At 44.1% G+C, this 20447-nt stretch carries 17 protein-coding genes; 10 read left to right on the top strand and 7 right to left on the bottom strand.

The features are described from left to right. Positions 1-15: 15 nt before the first annotated feature. Together KEJ24_06740 and KEJ24_06745 are read left to right on the top strand one after the other, a co-directional pair. The gene (locus KEJ24_06740; protein ID MBS7647515.1) at positions 16-438 is read left to right on the top strand and encodes a hypothetical protein; all 423 of its coding nucleotides are present in this window, start codon (positions 16-18) and stop codon (positions 436-438) included. Next, positions 413-3076 (top strand): hypothetical protein, encoded by a 2664-nt coding sequence (locus KEJ24_06745; protein MBS7647516.1) that lies wholly within the window; start codon positions 413-415, stop codon positions 3074-3076. Before KEJ24_06740 ends, KEJ24_06745 begins: the two co-directional genes overlap by 26 nt. 8 nt (positions 3077-3084) lie before the next feature. Here KEJ24_06745 and KEJ24_06750 read toward each other — a convergent pair whose 3' ends face one another. Next, complete coding sequence (locus tag KEJ24_06750) at positions 3085-4068, bottom strand: hypothetical protein (GenBank protein ID MBS7647517.1); 984 nt, start codon at positions 4066-4068, stop codon at positions 3085-3087. Positions 4069-4226: 158 nt separating this feature from the next. On the opposite strand from KEJ24_06750, the gene KEJ24_06755 reads away from it, so the two are divergent. From KEJ24_06755 to KEJ24_06775, 5 genes are all read left to right on the top strand, one after another. Next, positions 4227-4385, top strand: a complete 159-nt coding sequence (locus KEJ24_06755; GenBank protein ID MBS7647518.1) for a hypothetical protein — start codon at positions 4227-4229, stop codon at positions 4383-4385. Between the two features lie 138 nt (positions 4386-4523). After that, positions 4524-5336, top strand: coding sequence for a hypothetical protein (locus tag KEJ24_06760; protein MBS7647519.1), 813 nt, complete (start codon positions 4524-4526; stop codon positions 5334-5336). Positions 5337-5345: 9 nt separating this feature from the next. Beyond that, the gene (locus tag KEJ24_06765; protein ID MBS7647520.1) at positions 5346-6209 is read left to right on the top strand and encodes a TIM barrel protein; all 864 of its coding nucleotides are present in this window, start codon (positions 5346-5348) and stop codon (positions 6207-6209) included. A gap of 46 nt (positions 6210-6255) precedes the next feature. Beyond that, a complete protein-coding gene (locus KEJ24_06770) occupies positions 6256-7527 on the top strand; it encodes a molybdopterin molybdotransferase MoeA (protein ID MBS7647521.1) in 1272 nt (423 codons plus the stop codon). Then, positions 7520-8764, top strand: a complete 1245-nt coding sequence (locus tag KEJ24_06775; GenBank protein MBS7647522.1) for a hypothetical protein — start codon at positions 7520-7522, stop codon at positions 8762-8764. Before KEJ24_06770 ends, KEJ24_06775 begins: the two co-directional genes overlap by 8 nt. A gap of 2 nt (positions 8765-8766) precedes the next feature. Here the strand turns inward: KEJ24_06775 and KEJ24_06780 are convergent, their stop codons facing one another. Next, on the bottom strand, positions 8767-9126 hold the full coding sequence (locus KEJ24_06780) for a hypothetical protein (GenBank protein ID MBS7647523.1): 360 nt from the start codon (positions 9124-9126) through the stop codon (positions 8767-8769). 113 nt (positions 9127-9239) lie between these two features. Between KEJ24_06780 and KEJ24_06785 the strand changes: the two genes are divergently transcribed. Beyond that, on the top strand, positions 9240-10943 hold the full coding sequence (locus KEJ24_06785) for an Ig-like domain repeat protein (protein MBS7647524.1): 1704 nt from the start codon (positions 9240-9242) through the stop codon (positions 10941-10943). 84 nt (positions 10944-11027) lie between these two features. Beyond that, entirely contained in the window at positions 11028-11924 is an 897-nt protein-coding gene (gene speB, locus KEJ24_06790; protein MBS7647525.1) for an agmatinase, read from the top strand. 9 nt (positions 11925-11933) lie between these two features. On the opposite strand, the gene KEJ24_06795 is transcribed toward speB, so the two are convergent. Then, positions 11934-13286: an RsmB/NOP family class I SAM-dependent RNA methyltransferase gene (locus KEJ24_06795; GenBank protein ID MBS7647526.1), complete on the bottom strand. Its 1353-nt coding sequence runs from the start codon at positions 13284-13286 to the stop codon at positions 11934-11936. A gap of 76 nt (positions 13287-13362) precedes the next feature. Here KEJ24_06795 and KEJ24_06800 point away from each other — a divergent pair, with 76 nt between their 5' ends. After that, on the top strand, positions 13363-16035 hold the full coding sequence (locus KEJ24_06800; GenBank protein ID MBS7647527.1) for a DNA-directed DNA polymerase I: 2673 nt from the start codon (positions 13363-13365) through the stop codon (positions 16033-16035). A gap of 14 nt (positions 16036-16049) precedes the next feature. Here the strand turns inward: KEJ24_06800 and KEJ24_06805 are convergent, their stop codons facing one another. The 4 genes from KEJ24_06805 to KEJ24_06820 all read right to left on the bottom strand — a co-directional run bounded on the left by KEJ24_06805 (position 16050) and on the right by KEJ24_06820 (position 20424). Further along, complete coding sequence (locus KEJ24_06805; GenBank protein MBS7647528.1) at positions 16050-16544, bottom strand: QueT transporter family protein; 495 nt, start codon at positions 16542-16544, stop codon at positions 16050-16052. Positions 16545-16666: 122 nt separating this feature from the next. Beyond that, positions 16667-17098, bottom strand: a complete 432-nt coding sequence (locus KEJ24_06810) for a hypothetical protein (GenBank protein ID MBS7647529.1) — start codon at positions 17096-17098, stop codon at positions 16667-16669. A 156-nt stretch (positions 17099-17254) separates the two neighbouring features. Next, positions 17255-18127 carry a hypothetical protein gene (locus KEJ24_06815; protein ID MBS7647530.1) on the bottom strand — a complete coding sequence of 291 codons (873 nt, stop codon included), beginning with the start codon at positions 18125-18127 and terminating at the stop codon, positions 17255-17257. A 14-nt stretch (positions 18128-18141) separates the two neighbouring features. Beyond that, positions 18142-20424, bottom strand: a complete 2283-nt coding sequence (locus tag KEJ24_06820; GenBank protein MBS7647531.1) for a glycosyltransferase family 39 protein — start codon at positions 20422-20424, stop codon at positions 18142-18144. Positions 20425-20447: the final 23 nt, after the last annotated feature.

Consider the following 20447-nt stretch of genomic DNA (forward strand, 5'->3'; position numbering starts at 1 on the left):
AGGTGGCAGTGGAATATGCGCTTGTTTTGGAGATTTTCCATAAATAAAAGGGCTGTGAGCCCGGTTCTCAGCAATCTTTTGCTTATGGTTGTGGCTGTAGCCGCCATGTCAATAGCAGCCACGGCCACGTATGTTGTTACAACAAACCTTAGGGAAACTATGGGCGAACGCTTTGTAGTAGAGGACGTTTGGTTCAACAATGCGACCGGTGTCAGCTGCATAAGCATTTACATACGTAACACCGGAAAAAGCGCCATCACCATTTCAGCAGTTTACGTAAACAACACTCCTGCATATGGATTTGCAAAACTTGATTTAGGGTTGGGCGACCATGGATGGCTTAACATAACATATCCTTGGGAAAAAGGTCACGTATATTACATAAACGTCGTAACCTCAAGGGGGAATCACATTGAGGGCTATTACAAGGCACCTTAAAAAAATAAAAAGCAACAGAGACGGTGTAAGCAACGTCCTAGTTGTAATGCTAAGCCTAATCCTAATAACCGTCATAGTTGCAAACGTGGTTATATGGAGCCAACAGATGAATCAATTGGACATTGAAAGAATGCATGAATCAGTAAGCATAACAAATGCTGGTCACCTAACACATTCAGAATGGTTTACAGCTCAAAACGAGTTCTCATGGAGTGGGGGGAATAGAACGGGTGGTTCCTACGTTGATACAAAAACCATGGATGATCAACATGAAAGTTTCATAGAGGGACTCCAAACAATCTACAGTTTCACCGCCAACGATGAGACATTCGTTGATCAACAGAGCAACGTCGACAGCTTGAACGATATTGGGACTCACAGTAATTTCAACGCCATGAAAGCTGGACCAGACGCGGTTTACGACACTCTAACTGAACAAATAGTCACCATTGAAGACCCAGCTTCCAAAACAAACGCCATAATTGCTTACAGGAGCAACACTGGAACATACACGCTTAGCTCGCCTAAAAACAGAATATGGACTGGCAATTCCGCCTTATGGGGTAGCGAGGTTGAAATGCCAACTGCCGGAAGCCCAGTCCGCTGGGTTAGAAGCGAATACTGTCCGGTAAAGTCCAGAGGCTACGAAGTAATCGTTATGACAATTTCGGATGACCGTCACTATGACCTTTACATTTGGAACGGCTCTCAATGGCTCGTATTCAATAACATAGGCTACTTTGCGGGCACAACATTCTACAGAGGCTTCGACATAGCCTACGAACATGCCTCTGGAAGAGCCTTAATAGTGTATTCACGTGGAACCGCAACCGAAGGACAAGAAATCGGCTACAGAATATGGGATGGAACCACATTATCACAAGAATATTTGCTTGGCTCACCATACACCACTGGCATAGTATATTGGATTAACTTAGCTTCATGTCCCGGAACACGAGCCGGAACAGCAGACGACAACGAAATCGCCATGATTTTCATCGACTCCAACGCAGATGTTTTCGGCTACATTTGGACTGGCTCAAGTTGGAGTGCAATGGGACAAACGGCTGTTTGGGATGCTACAGCAGCCATAGCCACAGAAGAATGCATAGCAGTCGCCTACGAACAGCTAAGCGGAAGAGCCATGTTCATTTGGGGAGACGCCACAGCAACAGACAACTATTACAGAATATGGGACGGCACAACCCTTACGGCAGCCACGCTTCTAGACATAGCTGCTCAAGGTGGATTAACAAACTGGGTTACATTAAAATCTCAACCTAACTCTAACGGTTTGCTTTATTTGGTGGTGGATGCAGGTAGCGACTTAAACACTGCATATTGGAACGGGAATTCATGGACGGTTCACACGGAACACGACGCTGCTGTTGACACGCATGCTGCAAGATGCGCAGATTTCGCTTGGGACCCTGTTGGAAGCACTGGCTTACTCGTCTGGGGCACCGCAGCTAACAGCATATCCCGCAAAACGTTCACACCGCCGAACACGTGGAGCGCCGCAACCACGGCAACCGCTGCTGGAACGCATCCATGGGTTCAGTTGCGAACAAACCCACGTTACGTCAGCGGAGACAAATACGTTATAGGTGCAGACCTAAACAGCAACTTTGACATTGGCTCAATAACATGGGACGGCACAACGTTCACCATAACTGAAGGTGTGATAACAACCGACACCACGGTTTCAACATACGAATGCTTTGAAATAGCATTCATGAATTTTGGACCTCTAACCTTAACATATCAACTTGACTTGGAAGTGCAGTGGGTAAACGCCAATTACACCAGACCCAACGAATACCTATGCATATACGCCGGCACATTAAACTCTGAAAGCCTACAAGTTGACGTTTGGACTGGTTCTTCATGGGTTACAATTATAAACGCTCTAACCACTGGATGGAACAACGTTTCAGTCTCAGACTACTTAACATCAAGCACATTCACAATAAGATTCAGAGACACAGAAACATTAGAGGACAAAACACAGAGCAGCTGGCAAATAGACTGTGCATTACTACACACGTGGGAAACAAGCTTGAGGAGAAGCTACCGCCTCGAATTGTTTAACTCCTTTACAATAGACTTGTCAATTTATCCACTAGATCGCATTTACGGCGTTGAAATAGTGGTAAGATATAAGGTTTCAGAAACTAATGAACGCTGGCTTATAAAAGCTTATGACTGGTCTTCTGGAAACTTTAGTGATGAAGGCTTTAACATTACAGAAGGGAGTAAGCCTACAAGCCATGAATGGAACAATTACGCCGTAAGCATAACCGAAAATTGGACTAGATACATACAGAGCAACGGCACAGTCCAAATAATGTTCTGTGACGCAGACTTAAGTGAAGATCAGATTTTTGTCGACATCGATTTCATAGGCGTCCGTGTTATCCTCAATGGCATATTCTTAGAACTGAAAAACAGTGGGGCTACAACAGCCCATGTAGTAGCCATATGGGTTATGAACACGACTCACCACATGCGTTTCGACTTAGACTTTTTCATAAATCCCGGAGAAAGCGCAACTCTCAGGATAGTTACCATAACCCCACCGACTGGTGACTTAACAGTTAAGATTGTCACTGAAAGGGGTAACATAGACGCTTTTTAACTTGCGCGTTAACTCTTGCCTAATTTATCTTTTAGGGCTTTTATCACTTCTTTGGCGTCTTTAGCCTCTATCACTTTGATGTTGTAGAGTTCAGCCATTTTTTTCGCGTTTTCGCTTAATTTTGGAATAGCCACTAGAAAGGCGTGTTCTGGTGAAACATCATACATTTTAGCGAAAAGCGCTATGACCGGCTGTTCTATCACAGCGTTTTCTGTGGCTATGGCCACGTCCATGACGACTACTTTTCCCGTTTTGCCCCCTCTGTGGGCGGCTATGTCGAACATGTGATTTGCGCCGGACTTACCCTTGATAAAGGCTGGAGCCTCCACTTCAAACCCGCTTTCGACTAGAAACTCCCTTATTGGGGCAACGAAAATCCATCCAGCGGTTATTTCGCCTTTTACATTTTCATTTAAAGTGTAAGCGTAGACATCTCGTATTTCAACATCTTCAAATGTAAGGTCGGATTGGCAGTTCCTGCAAAAATGTCTTGTAACGGGTATGTCAAAGCTTTTGCCGCATTCTTTGCATGTGCACCATATCCCAGCTTTCCGATGATCAACGTCCGGCTTTTTCAGTTCCTCGTGACATTTAGGGCATACAAGTTTTCCGTCTCTCCGGAAGTTTTCCTCCAGACCCATATACCCACATTTAACATGTTCTATTAGGGAACCTTTTTGAATATTGAAGGATTTGCAGTATGGGCAACAGTAGCGAGTGGAAACGTTTTGCGAACCGCAACTTGGACAGTATATGATTTTATCGTAGAGTCTTCTTTCAAGGACGCCAACCTCATATAGCTTGTTAAGGAAATCTTCAGCTCCGGAGGTTTCACCCAAAATCGCTTCTATTTCTGGATACCTGTAACCCAACTTTGGATCGAAGAATGGTTTAAGCTCAATTATTTCCCCGCTTAGAAATTTGCTTAAAAAAACTTGAACAGCTCGTTCCTTGTACAGTTCAAGCCGCTCAGATTTTCCAGCTTTTAGCATTAAGGTTCCCATGCTAGCTATTGGGCAAGCCTATTTTAAGGTGCTAACACTTATTTAATAAGATTATTCATTATTGTTAAACTTTCTACGGGAAACATGCTCCAGAAAAGTTTAAAGTTTTGTTGTTACTTTCTGCTTTCATAAAAAGTGTGTCTAGAATGAGCGCAAAAACAAAGCGGCTGGTACGCTGTACGAAATGCGGCTTCACTTTTGATATATCCTATGGGAGAGCCTTCGCTTGTTCAGGATGCCCATCCACAGTGCAGTGTGGGTATGCCAAATGCCCAAAATGTGGACATGAGTTCCCCCTACAATAGCTAAGAAAGGAGATTAGGAAATAGACATATTTTTTAATTTGAACATCCAATAAAGTCGGACAGTGCTGATCTAAAAATGTTTAATTTATGATGGTGGTGGTTGCGACGCAAAAGCCTCGCTTGGGGTTAGTGTTTCGTTTGTCGACATTAAAAGGTTTTGCGGCACTACTATTGTTTATTGTCTCAGCCGCCATAGTTGAATATTTAGTCGTCGCTTATGCCGAAAGTCTAGGAGTGAAAGACGAAACTTGTTTCCAGATTCCATGGCTAGGCTTCACGATTAGCCCATTATTCCATTTAGTTCCGATTGTAACGGTCATTGTACTTGCTGCAAGCTGGACTTGCATGGTAAAATACATCGCCATGAAGGCGACAGAAAAAACTAAACTAACTGCAAAAAAGGAAAAAGTTCCAAAGGGAAAAAGAATTGGGCTGAAAGAAGGGATAAGCAGGATTTTAGGCAAAATAAAGTCTGGATTGCTGAAAGTGAAAAGCATTGCTTATATATGGGATAAGTTAAGTTTTGCAAAAGCTGCTGTGAAGAGCGCTACGGTAATATTGTTGGCTTTTCTTGCATTAATTCTGCTAGTTTCGGCTTTAATGAATCCCTGGCTTGTTTACGGAACCTTTGTGAAACTCTACCAAGGCAACCAACAATTGCTTGAGCTTGTAAAGGCAACTAACATCGCTTTGCAGGGATTCGCTGAAAGAGTTACACCGATTGGATGGATATGCTTCGCAGTAGACAACGTCATTAAAGCCGCTGCGCCTAGCATTAGGGGTTTCGCTTCAACTTTGGAAGCGCTGGCAAAGCCTCTGGCGGATTTGCCTCCGGCCAGCAAGTACTTAGTTTTCCAGAACATTGCATCTTGGGTCTCCGCTTTGGCTGTTCTAGCTTATGGAGCTTATATGCGTAAAAGTTATCGCTATAGAAAGGTAAAGAAAGTTTAGGGCTTAGGGATGGCTGACCGTCCGAGATTCGGCCCAGCCGGGGTTCCTCCAAGCTTTAAAGCCATGAAGGCCGCTTTGACGGATGTCCCTAGGCTTTTACGGGAAGAGGGACTGGACGCTTTTGAGTATCAAGCGGTTCGTTGGGGTGCAAAACCTCAAATAAGGAGGGAAGACGCGGAAAAATTCGGTTCAAAAGCCAAGGAAAACGATGTACTGTTGAGCCTCCACGGATCCTATTTCATAAACTTTTGCGGCGACAAAGAAACCATCGAAGCCAGCAAAGCTCGCCTAGTTGCATGCGCCACCGCCGCCCAGTGGATGCAAGCCAAAATAGTTGTTTTTCATCCAGGGTTTTACGGCAGGAAAACGCCAAGAGAGGTTTTCGCAAGCTGTTTGGAGGCCTTGAAAGACGTCGCAGAAAAACTAAGGTCGATTGGAGTGAGAGACGTTAAACTTGGCCCAGAGACTATGGGGAAGCCCTCCCAGTTTGGAAGCCTAGAAGAGGTTTTAGCACTATGCGAAAGTGTTGAGCAAACTCAGCCAGTTATAGATTGGGCGCATTTACACGCGCGAGAACAAGGCTTGTTTAAAACAGTTGACGACTTCCGCAGGATTGTGGAAGCCGTTGAAAAACGTTTAGGAACAGACGCTGTGAAGAATATGCACTGCCACTTCACCAAGGTGGAGTTCACAGAAAAAGGCGAAAAATGCCATCACACCATGGATGAGGGGGGATATGGACCGGACTTTTCCTTACTTGCAAAGGTTATCGCAGAGTTTAGGCTTAACCCGGTTATAATAAGTGAAAGCCCAGTGCTAGACGTGGATGCAATAAAAATGCGAGACATACTCAGAAAAGAGTTGTATACATGATTGTGTCTTGAGTTGATTGACGAGGCGATACCTTTTTCTGTAAAGCGTGCATGCTGTTTTTTGGTGTCTTGAGCTGGTTAGACTTAAAGGCTTTCAAAAACTCACAACGGTAGAAGAGGCAAAAAAGAGACTGTTTGAAAGCTTAAGAATTGAGAGGAAAGTTGTAACTGTTCCGCTATATGAGGCGCTCAACCGCGTCTTAGCCGAGAACATTGTAGCAAAGGAAGATTTACCAAGGTTTGACAGATCTGCAGTGGACGGTTATGCAGTCAAAGCGGAAGATACTTTTGGTGCATCACAGTTTAAGCCAAAAACATTGAAACTCATAGCTGGCAACGAAGTGAAGAATGGAGAGGCAAAACAAGTTTGGACTGGAAACCCACTTCCAAAAGGCGCAGATGCAGTTTTGATGTTGGAATATGTTAGACGCATCAACGGTGAAATAGAGGTTTTGGCTGCTGTGACACCTGGCGAAAATATTTCCAAGAAAGGCGAAGACGTAGCGAAAGGCGCTGTTGCTATAAAGTCTGGAACTCGTTTGAAACCTCATCATTTAGGGCTTATAGGGGCTTTAGGCATAAGCCAAGTGCAGGTCTTTGAAAAGCCAAAAGTGGCAGTTTTAGCCACGGGAAACGAGCTTGTAGAATTAGGGCAAAAGCCGAGAGAGGACCAAATTTTTGAGGTTAATAGGTTGGTTATCGCTTCCATGTGCCGTGAACTTGGCGCTGAAGCATTAGATTTGGGAATAGCAAAAGATGATGTGAACATGATTTCAGAAAAGATTAGGCTGGGACTGGAAAAATCAGACGTTGTCATTACAACCGGCGGCACAAGCGTAGGCGCTCCAGATTTAGTTCCCACAGCCATAAATAGTGTGGGCGAACCCGGCGTGATAGTTCATGGAGTAGCTATGCGCCCAGCCATGCCCACAGCTCTTGCGGTCGTCCAAAACAAGCCCATAATAGTTCTTTCAGGCAATCCCGTCGCCGCCATATTTGGTTTTGAGGTTTTTGCACGACCTCTGATTCTCAAAATGTCGGGAGTGGAACACGAGTCAAGGCCTGTTGTAAAAGCGAAGTTAACCCGAAGAACCTCAACAGCTCTTGGCAGAAAAACATTTGTGCGGGTATATGTTTTCCAGCGGAACGGTGAATTTTACGCTGAACCCATAAGCGCCAAGGGCTCTGGTGTGATTTCAACCATGACCAAGGCTAACGGGTATGTAATCGTTCCAGAAAACCGTGAAGGCCTAGAGGAAGGCGAAACGGTGCTAGTGCACCTTTTTGATAATGTGGAGGAGGCAAACGAAAGTGTTTAGGAGACTGTTAACTCTTGAAGAGGCAAAGCAAACAATCCAAAAGCATTTTGAAGTTAAACCGTTAGGTGTGGAAGAGGTTCCACTACTGGAAGCTTTTAACCGTGTACTAGCCGAAGATGTAGTGGCTGAAATTGATATTCCGCCTTTTAACCGTTCAACAGTAGATGGCTACGCCGTGAAAGCTGAAGACACTTTTGAGGCGGATGAAAGTAAACCGATAAAGTTGAGACTTTGCGGAACAGTGAATGTTGGGGAAAAACCCAAAATTATAGTCAACCATGGAACTGCGGCGGAAATAATGACCGGTGCTCCCATACCTGAAGGCGCAGACGCTGTTGTAATGTTTGAAAACACGGAGCGAAAAAATGATCAAGTCTATGTTTACACAGCTGTAGCAAAAGATGAAAATGTCATGAAAGCTGGAGCAGACGTGAAGAAAGGCGAAACTGTGGCATGGAAGGGGCAAATTTTGACACCGCTGGAAATAGGAGCCATAGCAGCTGTTGGGCGTGCCAAAGTTAAAGTTTACAAAGCTCCACGGGTGGCGATTCTTTCCACTGGTGCAGAAATAACAGAACCGGGCAAGCCTCTGGCGCCGGGAAAAATTTATGACATAAACGCTTATAGCTTAAGCGCCGCAGTTTTAGAAAGCGGCGGAAAACCAGTTTACCTGGGTGTTTTTCCAGACGACGCGACCGAACTTGAAAAAGCATTGAAAACAGCGTTGGCTTCAGCCGACTTGGTTGTAACTTCTGGCGGTGTTTCAGTCGGTCCAAAAGATATAACGCCCACAACATTAAACCGTCTTGGAAAGCCCGGCGTCATTGTCTGCGGAATAGCAACGAAACCTGGAAAACCTGCAACAGTAGCAGTGGTAGATGGAAAGCTTGTATTCGCCTTGCCTGGACACCCAACTTCTGCGATGCTGATTTTCCACCTGCTAGCACGTCCAATGATCGAACAAATGGCTGGAAGAAAACCTACACAATTCGCCACTGTTAAGGCTTCAGCTTCGACGCGGATGTTTCCAGTTAAAGGAAGGAAAACCTTTGTAACTGTTAAGCTTAGAAAAGATGCTGACCGCTTAGTTGCAGAGCCCGTTCCCACAGGGCTCTCGGGCGCCATAACAACCCTTCTAAGAGCGGATGGCTTTATTGAAATTCCCGAAAACCAACAGTTTATAGAGGAAAACGAAGAGGTTACGGTGTACCTTTTCAAAAAGTATGCGAAAAACTAGGACTAAAACTCCAGCTTTCTCCGTCTAGACGCCACGTATACTGTGAATACCCAAGTTAAAATCAAGTATGCAGTCACAACCACGTCTACTAGGATATAGCTTCCCATAGTGTAATAAAGCATGGAAAAAGCTAAAACCGTAGCCATAAAAGTTACGACAAAAATGCTCCATAGAGCCCAAAACCTTCGCCTCAACAATCCATAGGCTGTTGCCAAACTGATTATGCCAAGTAATCCCATGTGAATCAATCTGAGATCTACAACGGCAAGAACAACAAAACATGCAATGCCGACTGCCACATGGAAAATGGAAGCAGCGAAAAATCCGCGTTCTTCAATCTTTATCTTTGATTTTAAGCCCATGAACGATGCCTTCCAAGTTGACGAATTAATTGAGGCAATGTTGTTTAATAAATTTTTACACAATAGTGGATATTCCAGGTTTTGAAATACCCCTTTTATAGGAGATGCCGGCTTTGCCTATTGGAGAAAGGAGAATGAAAAAGCCTGCGGATAAGTATCTGATGTTATCAATTACTGTTTTGACAGCATTGAGTCTTGTTTTTATTCAGACGTCGGCAGCCATTAGTTGCGGTTGCTGGGACATCAAGCCCCCGAAGATTCATTGGGTGATGCAATATCCGGAAACTCCAGAGTATGAAGACAACGTTTTGGTTTTGGCGTATATCACGGATTCTGGAAGCGGCGTCGCCAACGCAACTTTATACTGGACAATCAACGGACAACAAACAACTGAAATAAAAATGAATGGAAAAGACGGCTTATTCTATGCAGAGATCCCGGCCTTGCCCTACAATTTAACAATAGCCTACGTTGTGTATGCTTACGACAAAGCTGGAAACAAGGCGTGCTCTCAGAGGTATACTTATGTAGTAGACGACTTTCACCCTCCGGCTATAACGTTTATTCAGCAAATTCCATCCAAGCCAAACTATAATGAAACCGTTACAATAATCGCTAACGCTACAGAACCGGCAAACGCCAGCGGTGTCAAAGAGTTTCGCCTATCCTACTGGAACGGCCTTAACTGGACAACGGTAATTATGGAGCTAGATGGAGCATTGTATACCGCGGCAATCCCAGAATTCCCGTATGGAACAACAGTCCAGTACAGGGTTTCCGTTGTTGACAGGGCTGGAAACATAGCAGAGTTGGACGTGTACGCTTATGAAGTTGAAGACCGATACATGCCAGTCGCAGTTTTACTCACTCCTAAAAACGGAAGTTTTGTATCAAAAGTTTTGAATATCACATTCTATGCATACGATGACAACTTTTACGAGGCAAATCTTACGCTTGACAGCATACTTCAAGCCTCATGGAATCAAACCGGCACTTACACTTATGCGCTGGACACTGCAACACTTAGTAGCGGCTTACATGCGCTGACACTGGAAGCCTTAGACAAGGCCAGAAACAGGGTAGAGAACACTGTATATATAACCGTCGACAACACAGCACCTACGATTGAAATCCGACGGCCTTTGGACAAAAGCTTTGTTAACGGGCTAGTACTAGTTGAAATCAGCGTCTATGACGATAACTTTGAACATGCAGAACTGAAAATAGACGGTGTGAGTTATATATTTGAAACGAATCATTACATTTACGCATGGAACACCTTGAAGGTCGGTGATGGCGAACACAAAATCACGTTGACAGCGGTTGATAAGGCTGGGAACAAAGCTGAAAAACAAATAGCAGTCACAGTAGACAACACGGCTCCAATAATAGATAGTGTTGCATGGACGCCGAGAACGCCTTCAACTAACGAAACAGTTACTGTTTCTGCAAAAATAAGAGAAAATGGCAGTGGATTAAGGGATGTCTCATTATGGTTTAGGTGTATAGGCGAAGAATGGCAAAAAAGGCCAATGACTTTGAAAAATGGCAATTGGACCGCCATAATCCCTGAATTTAAAGAAGATGTAACTGTGACTTTCTATGTGGAATGCGTCGACAAGGCAGGCAACATTGCACGGTCGGCGGAAAATTATTACGTGGTTAAAGCAGTTATAACCGAGGGGTTCATGGGCATTCCATTGCATTGGCTTGCTGTGGCAGTGCTAGCCATTTTTGCAGTTTTAGCTTCAACAGCCTATTATCTGATGAAGAAAAAACGTGGTGCAGCCTCTACTTTTTTGTCCTTGAGTCCATAAAATTTCTATTTGCATAACCTTCTGAATCGAAAGAGTTTAGAACTTAATGCTGAAATGTTTACAAGCAAATGGAAGGATGTTCAAATGGGTTACCGAGAGCTTTTTGTTTCCCAGCCAAACGTTTTCAGCGGTTTTCAAAGGTCTTTTGAAGAGGCTGATTACGTAGTTTTGGGTGTGCCCTTCGATGTTACAAGCACCTACAGAACTGGGGCGCGGTTTGGACCAAACGCCATTAGAGCAGCTTCCATAAACATTGAAACCTATAGCTTTCGCAGCGGTGTAGATGTGGAGGATCTGCGGATCCATGATTTAGGCGACTTGCACGTTTCCACAAATACTGAGCAAACATTGGAAAGACTTGCAGTTGTTGTCAAAGAGATTAAAGAAGCAGGAAAAATGCCAGTTGTGGTTGGAGGCGAACACACTATAACCTTTGGTGTTTTGAAGGGTTTGAGCAGTGACCTTTCACAAACAGCGATCGTAAGTTTTGATGCGCATCTCGACCTCCGCGACGAGTTTATGGGATTGAGGCTTTCGCACACCACTTTCATGCGAAGGGTAAACGAGCAGCTAAAACCAGCCAGAATTGTAGAGGCTGGAACCAGAGCGGTCTGTAAAGAAGAACTGGAATATGCTAAAAATGCTGGAGTAGAGTTCCTTACAGCGCAACAAATAAGAAGAATTAGTGATGAAAAAATAAATCAACTGTTTAGAAAGATTGAAAAGTGCAAAAATGTTTATCTGACCATAGACATGGATGTTCTTGATCCAGCTTATGCTCCCGCGGTGCAGAACCCCGAACCAGACGGTTTAGATGTATCCATGCTTTTAGACATTTTAGGTAATATCTGCGACAGACGCATCGTAGGTTTTGACGTTGTAGAAGTGACACCAACCTTCGATCAAGGGATTACCGCCATACAAGCTGCAAAAGTAATTTTTGAGGTCTTATGCAGTATTGAGAAAAATAAACCGCGCTGAAGGGAGCTTCTAGCTTTCACATTTCACCAGTTTCGCTATGAAGAAGCCGTTGCATTCATGGATATGCGGGTAAAGCCTCTGACATTTTGTTAAGCCCCTTAGTCCCGGCAGCCCGATCTTCTGGTTTATTTCGGCTAGCTGGAATTCTGGATGCCGTTTCAGGAAGCGCTCAATCAACATTTCGTTTTCTTCAACGGTTATGCTGCACGTAGAGTATATCAATGTGCCTCCGGGCCTTAGTTTTTCAGAGCTGTTCTCCAGCATTTGCCACTGGATTTCAGCCATTTTCTCTGCTGAACGAGCTGTAAGCCTCCATTTGGCGGACGGGATTTTTGCAAATGCCCCGGTGCTTGTGCACGGTGGATCTAAAACTACCATGTCAGCTTCCGCAGCGACGGGCAAGGAGTTACAAGCATCCGCAATTATTGGTTCAGCAATTTTAACATCCATTCTGGTGATTTCGCTTCTCCAGACGTCCATTCTACGTCTCGAATAATCTATGGAATAAATTATACCATTATTCTGCATGAGTTGAGCCAAGTAAGTAGTTTTGGCACCGGGTGCCGCGCAAACATCTAAAAGCACAATACCAGGCTTGGGGTTTGCTACCTCTGCAGCGTAACAACTTGCCTTGTCCTGTATATAAAACAAGCCTTCACGGAAGCTTTTTGTTCTTGTTAATGGCTGTTTTGCACCTAAAACTTTGTAGGTGTGGCGTAGCCCCTCAACCTTTTCTACTTTAACCTTTTCTTCCTCAAGCCTTTTAAGGGTCTCTTCTTCGCTTCCTTTGAGAGTATTCAACCGTATGTATGTGGGCGGTGTTTTGGAATTCGCCTCCAAAAAAGCCAGGGCTTCTCTTCTTCCCAACAAGCGGAAACAGTACCGCACAAACCATGTGGGGTGGTGAGTTAAAAGGCCCACACGCTCCTCGTCACCGATACCTTTCAGCACAATCGCCGGGCTCTCTGTTAACAAAAGTCCGAGATAGGGTTCGACGACTTGAAGAGTTCTCCATCCTAATATTGAACGGGCCAGCCTTGCCACGTTTTTTGCTTCTTCCAAGTCGAGTTTATTCCAGTTTTTGGCTACTCTAGTCTGGTAAACATAAAGCCTCAAGAATGACTGGACGCCAAAAGTGAAGTCGCTTAGAAATTTAGGCTTCAAAACCTCGTTTATGAAGCGATCTATCAAGTTGCGGTGCCGAACTGTTTCGCATACAAGACCGTAAGCCAACCGTAAAGCATCTACATCGTTTATCTCCAACTGTTTGGCGGTTCGAGTTAAGGCCAGCCGCTCGCTTATCTTCATCTTTTCCATCCAGCTTAAGGCTTCAATTGCTAATGTCCAGGCTTCTCTAAGCAAGTTCCACCAGCCTAGTTTTGGCTTAGTAAGATTTTAGTCCACCTTATACGTATTAAGAGTTAGGTTAAGAAGAAGCATGGAGCAGAAACGGCTAGACGAATTTTCGATACCTCTTCCGAAACCGCAAGAAAACAAAGTAGAGTCTTTACCCTTTAAGGAAGTTTTAGAAAAAGAGCGAAGACAAAAAAGTTTTGAAGCGCCCGAAAATTTGCCCCCTTCATATTTTGTTTCAGCCACCTACGACGGAAAAGTTGGTAAGGCTGTTATAAAACTGTACGAACCGATTTCCGGGCGGATCTACTTTTGGTATGATAACACCGGACATAAGCCCTACTGCTACACCAACCTTTCGCCTCTTGAACTGGAAAAGATTGACCGTCTAGTAAAGCATCCAGGCTTTGACCACCTCGAAATTGAGGAAAAATATAATCCCCTTTTGGACAGGATGGTCACAGTTACAAAGGTTGTAGCTAAAGATCCATTGGCGATTGGCGGACGCCCAAAAGGATGCATTAGGGACATTATTCCAGAAGATTTCCAAAAAGTTTCAGACACACCAGTTTCTACGGAATCTATCAAGGTTTGGGAAGCAAAAATAAAGTATTACCAGTCCTACATCTATGACCGCAAACTTTTGCCCGGCATGGTTTATGAAGTTAAAAACGGCAACCTCGTCCAAACCTCCTTGAATGAAGCGGAAAAAATGGTTAAGCAGATAGTCGGTGCTTTTAAGGATGCAACCACCGAAGAGCTTGAGTATATCGAGCAATGGGCTAGGTTATTGGAGTACCCGGCTCCAAAATTTCGCTACGCCGCTATAGACATTGAAGTGCAGTCGCCTATTCCAACACGCATGCCAGATCCCCGCGTTGCAGAATATCCAATAGTTTGCGTTTCAGTTTATGGCTCAGATGGCCAAAAGCGAGTGCTTCTGTTAAAGCGCGTGGGCGTACAGGAAGGTGCAGAGCATTTGCCAGTTGATGTAAAAGTGGAGTTTTTTGACTCTGAAGAGAATCTTATAAAGTCTGTTTTTGACGTTTTGTTGGATTACCCACTCATTGTCACCTTCAACGGCGACGACTTTGACCTGCGGTATTTAGCACATAGAGCGGAAAAATTTGGCTTCAAGAGGGAAGAAATCCCCATAGAGCCGGGTAAGCGTATATGCCTTTTGAAGTATGGAGTGCATATAGACCTCTACAAGTTTTTCTTCAACCGCTCCATTCAAATATACGCCTTCAGCAACCGCTATCGAGACGTTACATTGGGCGACGTCGGAAAAGCCCTAATAGGGTTAGACAAAATACCCTTGGAAAAAAGTATAGGCGAATTAACCTATTCGGAACTTGCCAAATACTGTTTCAGAGACGCAGAGATCACTTACAAACTTGCAAGCTTTGATGACGAGCTTGTTTTGAAGCTAATACTCGTGTTAGCTAGGATAAGCAGTATGCCAATGGAGGATGTGAGTCGCCAAGGCGTTTCACGCTGGATAAGAAATTTCATGCACCGCGAGCACCGCAGAAGGGGCATGCTGATTCCAAACGCAGAGGATATTCTAGCCTTAAAGGGCAAAACTGCCACAAAAGCAATAATCAAAGGCAAAAAGTACAAAGGCGCCATAGTAGTCGAGCCTGTGCCAGGGGTCCACTTTAACGTTGCTGTAATGGATTTCCCAAGCCTATATCCATCCATAATAAAGGTTTGGAATTTGGGCTATCAGTCAATTTTATGTGGACATCCAGAATGCCAGTTAAACCTCGTGCCAGACACGCCTCACTGGGTCTGCCGCAAAAAACGCGCCCTAGAAAGTCTCCTTATCGGCTCACTGCGAGATCTGCGAGTTTACTGGTATAAGCCCAAATCAAAGGACAAGACTTTGCCACCGGAGCTTAGAAGCTGGTATAACATTATTCAAGGAGCATTAAAAGTTATTTTAAATGCCAGCTACGGAGTTTTTGGCGCTGAAACATTCGACCTCTACTGTCCACCCGTAGCTGAAGCTACTGCCGCCATTGGAAGACACGCAATAACCCAAATAATTAAGAAAGCGGAAGAACTGCACATTCAGGTACTTTACGGCGATACAGACAGCGTTTTCCTGAAAAACCCGACAAAAGAGCAAATACAAGCCCTCGAAGATTGGACTGAAAAAACACTCAAAATGGGCTTAGACGTGGACAAAGTTTATCGCTACGCAGTTTTCAGCTCCCGCAAAAAGAATTATCTAGGCGTTTTAGAAGACGGAAGCGTGGACGTGAAAGGTTTAACTGGCAAGAAGCGCCACATCCCCATATTCATAAAGAAGGCTTTTGATAAAATGAAAGAGCATCTAGCCATGGTGAAAACTCCAGCAGACTTCGAGAAAGCGAAAAAGGACATTATCCAAACCATTAGAGACTGCTACACCCGCCTAAAAAGACGTGAATGGGAAAGCCTAAATGAACTTGCCTTTAACGTTGTTTTAGGCGAGGAGTTGGAACGCTACACAAAAACGACACCTCAACACGTTAAGGCTGCAAGAATCTTAAAAGAAAGTGGAATAGAGCTGAAAGCGGGTGACTTGATAAGTTTTGTTAAAGTTGTGAATGAACCGCATGTAAAGCCGGTAGAATTGGCGACAAAAAACGAGATAGACGTTGACAAGTATATAGCCTACCTCCACTCCACCTTTGATCAGGTCTTGGACGCGTTAGGCTTAGACTTTGAAGAAATAATTGGGTTAACTAAGCTGGAACGCTTCATGTGAAAGGGCGAAGACCCTTAACGTTTCACAATTTTTTGGGCTACACCGCTTCTATACAAAGCTTCAAGCAAGCTGAAACCCAGAATATCGATTGCTATAACAGAGCCGATGAAAACGCCAAGTAATCCAACCTCTATTGGCATGCTGAGAAGCACAGCTAAGTAACTTCCAACAATCAGCGTGACAATGACTGTCTCTGCCAGACAAGACGAAAATCTACGGAAAACGCTTTTTCCACCGATGTGCCATGCCAAGATGCATGCAATAAAGTTTGCGATGGCTCCGCCTGCAACATCAACGATGCCCAAACTACTATAAAAATTTGCAATAAAACAGCCGAGACTTGTCCCAAAGGCCACTGGCAAGCCTAAAACGGCAGCAAAGGGTAAAAGTGCATCGGCTACTCTCACCTGAAAAACTTCAAAGCTTATGGGTGCTAAGAAAACCACTGCAGCTGCGTAAAGTGCCGCAAAAACTGCTGTTAAAACCACATCTTTACTTTCAAACTTCAATTTTTCACCTCCCTACACCGGGGTTTTTATGGCGGAACGGGTGGGAGGGCCCACTCACCCGCCAATAAACAGCAAAAACTGTAGGGATCATAAAAACTATTCTAAGATCGCGCTCCATTAAGCTAGGTTACAGATTTAGATTTTGCTACAGCTTCGGTTTTTTCAGGTATCAACGCCGCATTTTCTGTTGGCACGGTTTCTCGTCCGAAAAGCAGGAGGTCTACCGGTGGTGGTGGCGCATTCAAAATCGATGATAATAGGTACATAGTCATGAAGGTATGTTGGTAGACTTTTTGGAAAACATAGGGCAGCTTTGTTTCCGGGTCTATTTCTAGCATTCTGTTTATTTCGGAATCATTGCCAGTTAAAGTGGCTGTGCCTTCGACCTCAAACTTAACTATGCCAGGTTTAGTGCTCAGTTGAAGACTAAAACTCACGACAACCATTTGACTTTTGCGCTCTTTCTCCTCAAGCTTCGCCTTAACATCAAAGTTAACGGTTCCGGCCACGCCTTTAGCGTCAAGCTTAGCCCCTACAATACTGGTGATCTCCACTTTAACTGAAACGTTTGGAACGTAGAGTGTTGGGCAAATAGCTGATTCCTCGCATATTCATTAAACGGCGGTCTAACAGCCTCGTGAATAAAGCCTCGCCCGCCACAAATTTTTGACTTTTGTGTGTAACATGCTGCTACACACAATTGCTTGAAGCTAAAACAAGAACAACTGGATGATGACGGCAATGAATGTTGAAGCTGCGACCAGAGATGATATTGCTGTGACTACTTGCCGCTCGGTCATGGGACGATTGTACGTGATAAGCGTTATCAAACTTCGCCTATGATTAGAAACAAGCTTCACACCATCAAAAGAAACACTAGCCTTCGTCCGGAAAAAGAAGTAATTCACCATAATCAGCGAAGAGTTGAAAATATATGGCAGAATCGAAATAAGTAAACACCATTTTAGGTCGGAGATTATTGCAAAGGCTGCCAGTGTCATTCCAATGGTGAAGGAGCCGGTATTGCCAACAAAAATTTTGCCTCGAAAATTGAAAAACGCAAGTGACAGCCAAACAGCTAAGGGAACTGTTAATAGGATAGCGTTCTGACCCGACAGAACCATAAGCCCTATCAAAACGATGGCGGGACAAATGGTTTCTAACCCGTTTAAACCACCTAGCTGGTTAACGGTGTTAGTCGTTACAGTCACAATTAACGGAATCAGTATAATGTAGTAGTAAATCCCGAAGTTTACGGTTCCAACTATTGGGAGAGTTATAGCGGTGCGCACATAGGGCAAACGATAGGCCAAAGCCACAAGGGGGATTGCTGCTATCAAAGGGAAAAAAGCTTTATAGCGCCAACGTAGATCCATCCAATCGTCAAGCAAACCCATGAAGCCGCCGAACAAAATGCAAACGGCTAACGTTAAAGCCTTATTAATGTTGCCGGACACATTACCTTCGATGAATAAGTGTAGCAGAAAGAGGTAGAGGGAGCTTGCTATCACATAAAAGACGCCTAAACCAGTCGGAACAAGCGGCCTATTCGGCTTATGATAATCCGGAACCTTTGGAAACAAGTTTCTAGCCCTCTCTACTGTTCTGAAGGATAGTTAATCTTATAGAGGCAGACGAGAGGAACCACGCCACCGTATTTTGTTCCATCGTTATCAAGTCCAGCAATGTATGCCTCGCTAAAGTATTGAAGTTGAATCGTCGGGGAGGAACCGCCTTTCTGCACTTGCATCCAACGCTCCATGGCATAACGCATCAATTTATAGATTGTGGCATTTTGTCCCATAGACGCTGGACTCGTAGAGTCCCCACTGTCGTAGTATCCATTATTATTTGAGTCATGCCAATGAGCCCCCAAGGTGTAGTTTCCAAACATCTGCCGGATTTCTTCGAGATCGCCGGTCCACATTTCATTTTCAGAGATCAAACCTTGATTTATGAAGCGGTCACGAGCTTTTCCAGATATGGCGGCCATCCAAACCCATTTTCCTTCATCGCCGCCTGCATTGGCGAACACGACGTTTCTTGTCTGAGTATCGTAATAGATGGTCACATAAACCAAGATGTACTCAGCTTTGTACCATTTTAATACCTTAACTGCTTGCGTTTCATTACTCATGAATATGAAGCCGATATTTTGTATTTGAGTTCCGTTTACTGTTGCATTGTCTGCAAGTGTTGTAACATTTCCCAGTATTGTCAGCCAATACCCATAGTCCCACCAGCTACACACAACAGTCGCAGAATTTAACCGCGTTCTAGTCCAATAGAGCAGGTTTATCCACTCCTGCACCGGTTCACTTGGAATCAATGAAAGGCTTCCAGATGATATTGTTGTTGGAGTGTCAACTTGCCTGTAAATCCTCCGCATCGACAAAGGAAAGGCAACATTAGACATTAGGATTATGAATATCATGAATATAGCTGCGCCGCTGAACTCTTTTCCAACACGTTCGAGCCCATACTTTTTCTTTATACTTATTTTGGGAGGCTCTTTCCACAACGCCACAAAAGGCTTCAATAGTCCATTAACCCCAACACTTGCCAAAAGGCTGAACGCCGGAGCCATGAGCACAAGCAACCGCACCATAGAACAAGCAAAATAAAGTGACGTTAAGCCGAAAAGCAAGAGAAACAAGTTTTTATTGTTCAAGTTTCCGAAAACAAAGAACAAACTTACCACAAAGAAAAATATTCCAACCCCAAGATCGTAATAAATGGAGCCCCAAGCGGAGATACGATGTTCAGCCACAGACTCGTAAAGCGGAGATTCTGTCCGAGTAAAAGGATTAACCACTGAAAGAAACTTACCAGTTATAGCTTGTACGTGGCCAAGCCGCCATAGGATAACGAAACCCACAACAATCAAAGCTAGAAAAACTATTAAGGCTAAAATTTTCCATTTTTGCGTTGGCAACGCGTTTACAATTTCAGCAAGAAAAAGTAAACTGAAAACTCCAGCAACCGCAACTATAACCGTGGACAAGAGATAATTTGGTGAAAGATATGGAACGTTTATGGCAATAAACAATCCTAGGCCAAAGGTTATGCTGTAAGCTAAGAGAAGCCGCTGTGTATATCTCTTCATGACCAACAATACAAAGGCAAAAAGTGCAGTAAGGCCTATGGGGTAGTAGGCAGCACCCCAGCTAGCACAGAAATACCCTAAAATCGCTCCGGATGCAACAGCATATTTTAAAGTTGAATTTATTGGACGATCTTCTTCAATCGCCCTTAAAAATAGAAAAACAAAAACTATGAGGGCCGGTATCCCGACGGTTTCATCATCAAAAAAACCTAGGGAAGTGCGTTGAATATAGGATGGATGCAAAGCCAAGAAAAGCGCTGCTAAAAGGCCTACAGGCTTGCCGCCTATATCCTTACCCAAGAAGTATATGGCGAGGCAGGCCAGCATTCCCATTATGGCTGGGAAAAGTGAACAGAAGCTCATGAGATCTATACCTACGCCGAGCATTGAGACTATCTTATACAGAAAGGCAGCTGTAAGAGGAAGACCAGGATAGGCGCCTCTTGCAACGTTATATCCCTGGGGATACCAACGTTGATAGTCTATCCACGGGTTTGGCCACGCCCATGCAATAAAACCGTTTTTGAATATATATTCCGTAAAGCGATACTGAAAATATGGGTCGAATTCCGACAGCAAAAGAGTTGATTTTCCAGTAGCTGGATCTATTTCCCATCGCATGGGGAACAACCTTGCAACGAAAGCTATCAAAAGAATTAGCACCAACGCCGCAAATGTCAAAACTGATGTGTGGCGCACTTTTGGGCGAAGTTTTCCGATATTTCGGAGGACGTTAAGAAAGTTTTCCTTGGTAAAGGCGTTCTTGAGGTTCATTCGAACTTCAGCTCTTTGAATAT

The organism is Candidatus Bathyarchaeota archaeon (assembly GCA_018396705.1).
Classification (GTDB): domain Archaea; phylum Thermoproteota; class Bathyarchaeia; order Bathyarchaeales; family Bathycorpusculaceae; genus DRVP01.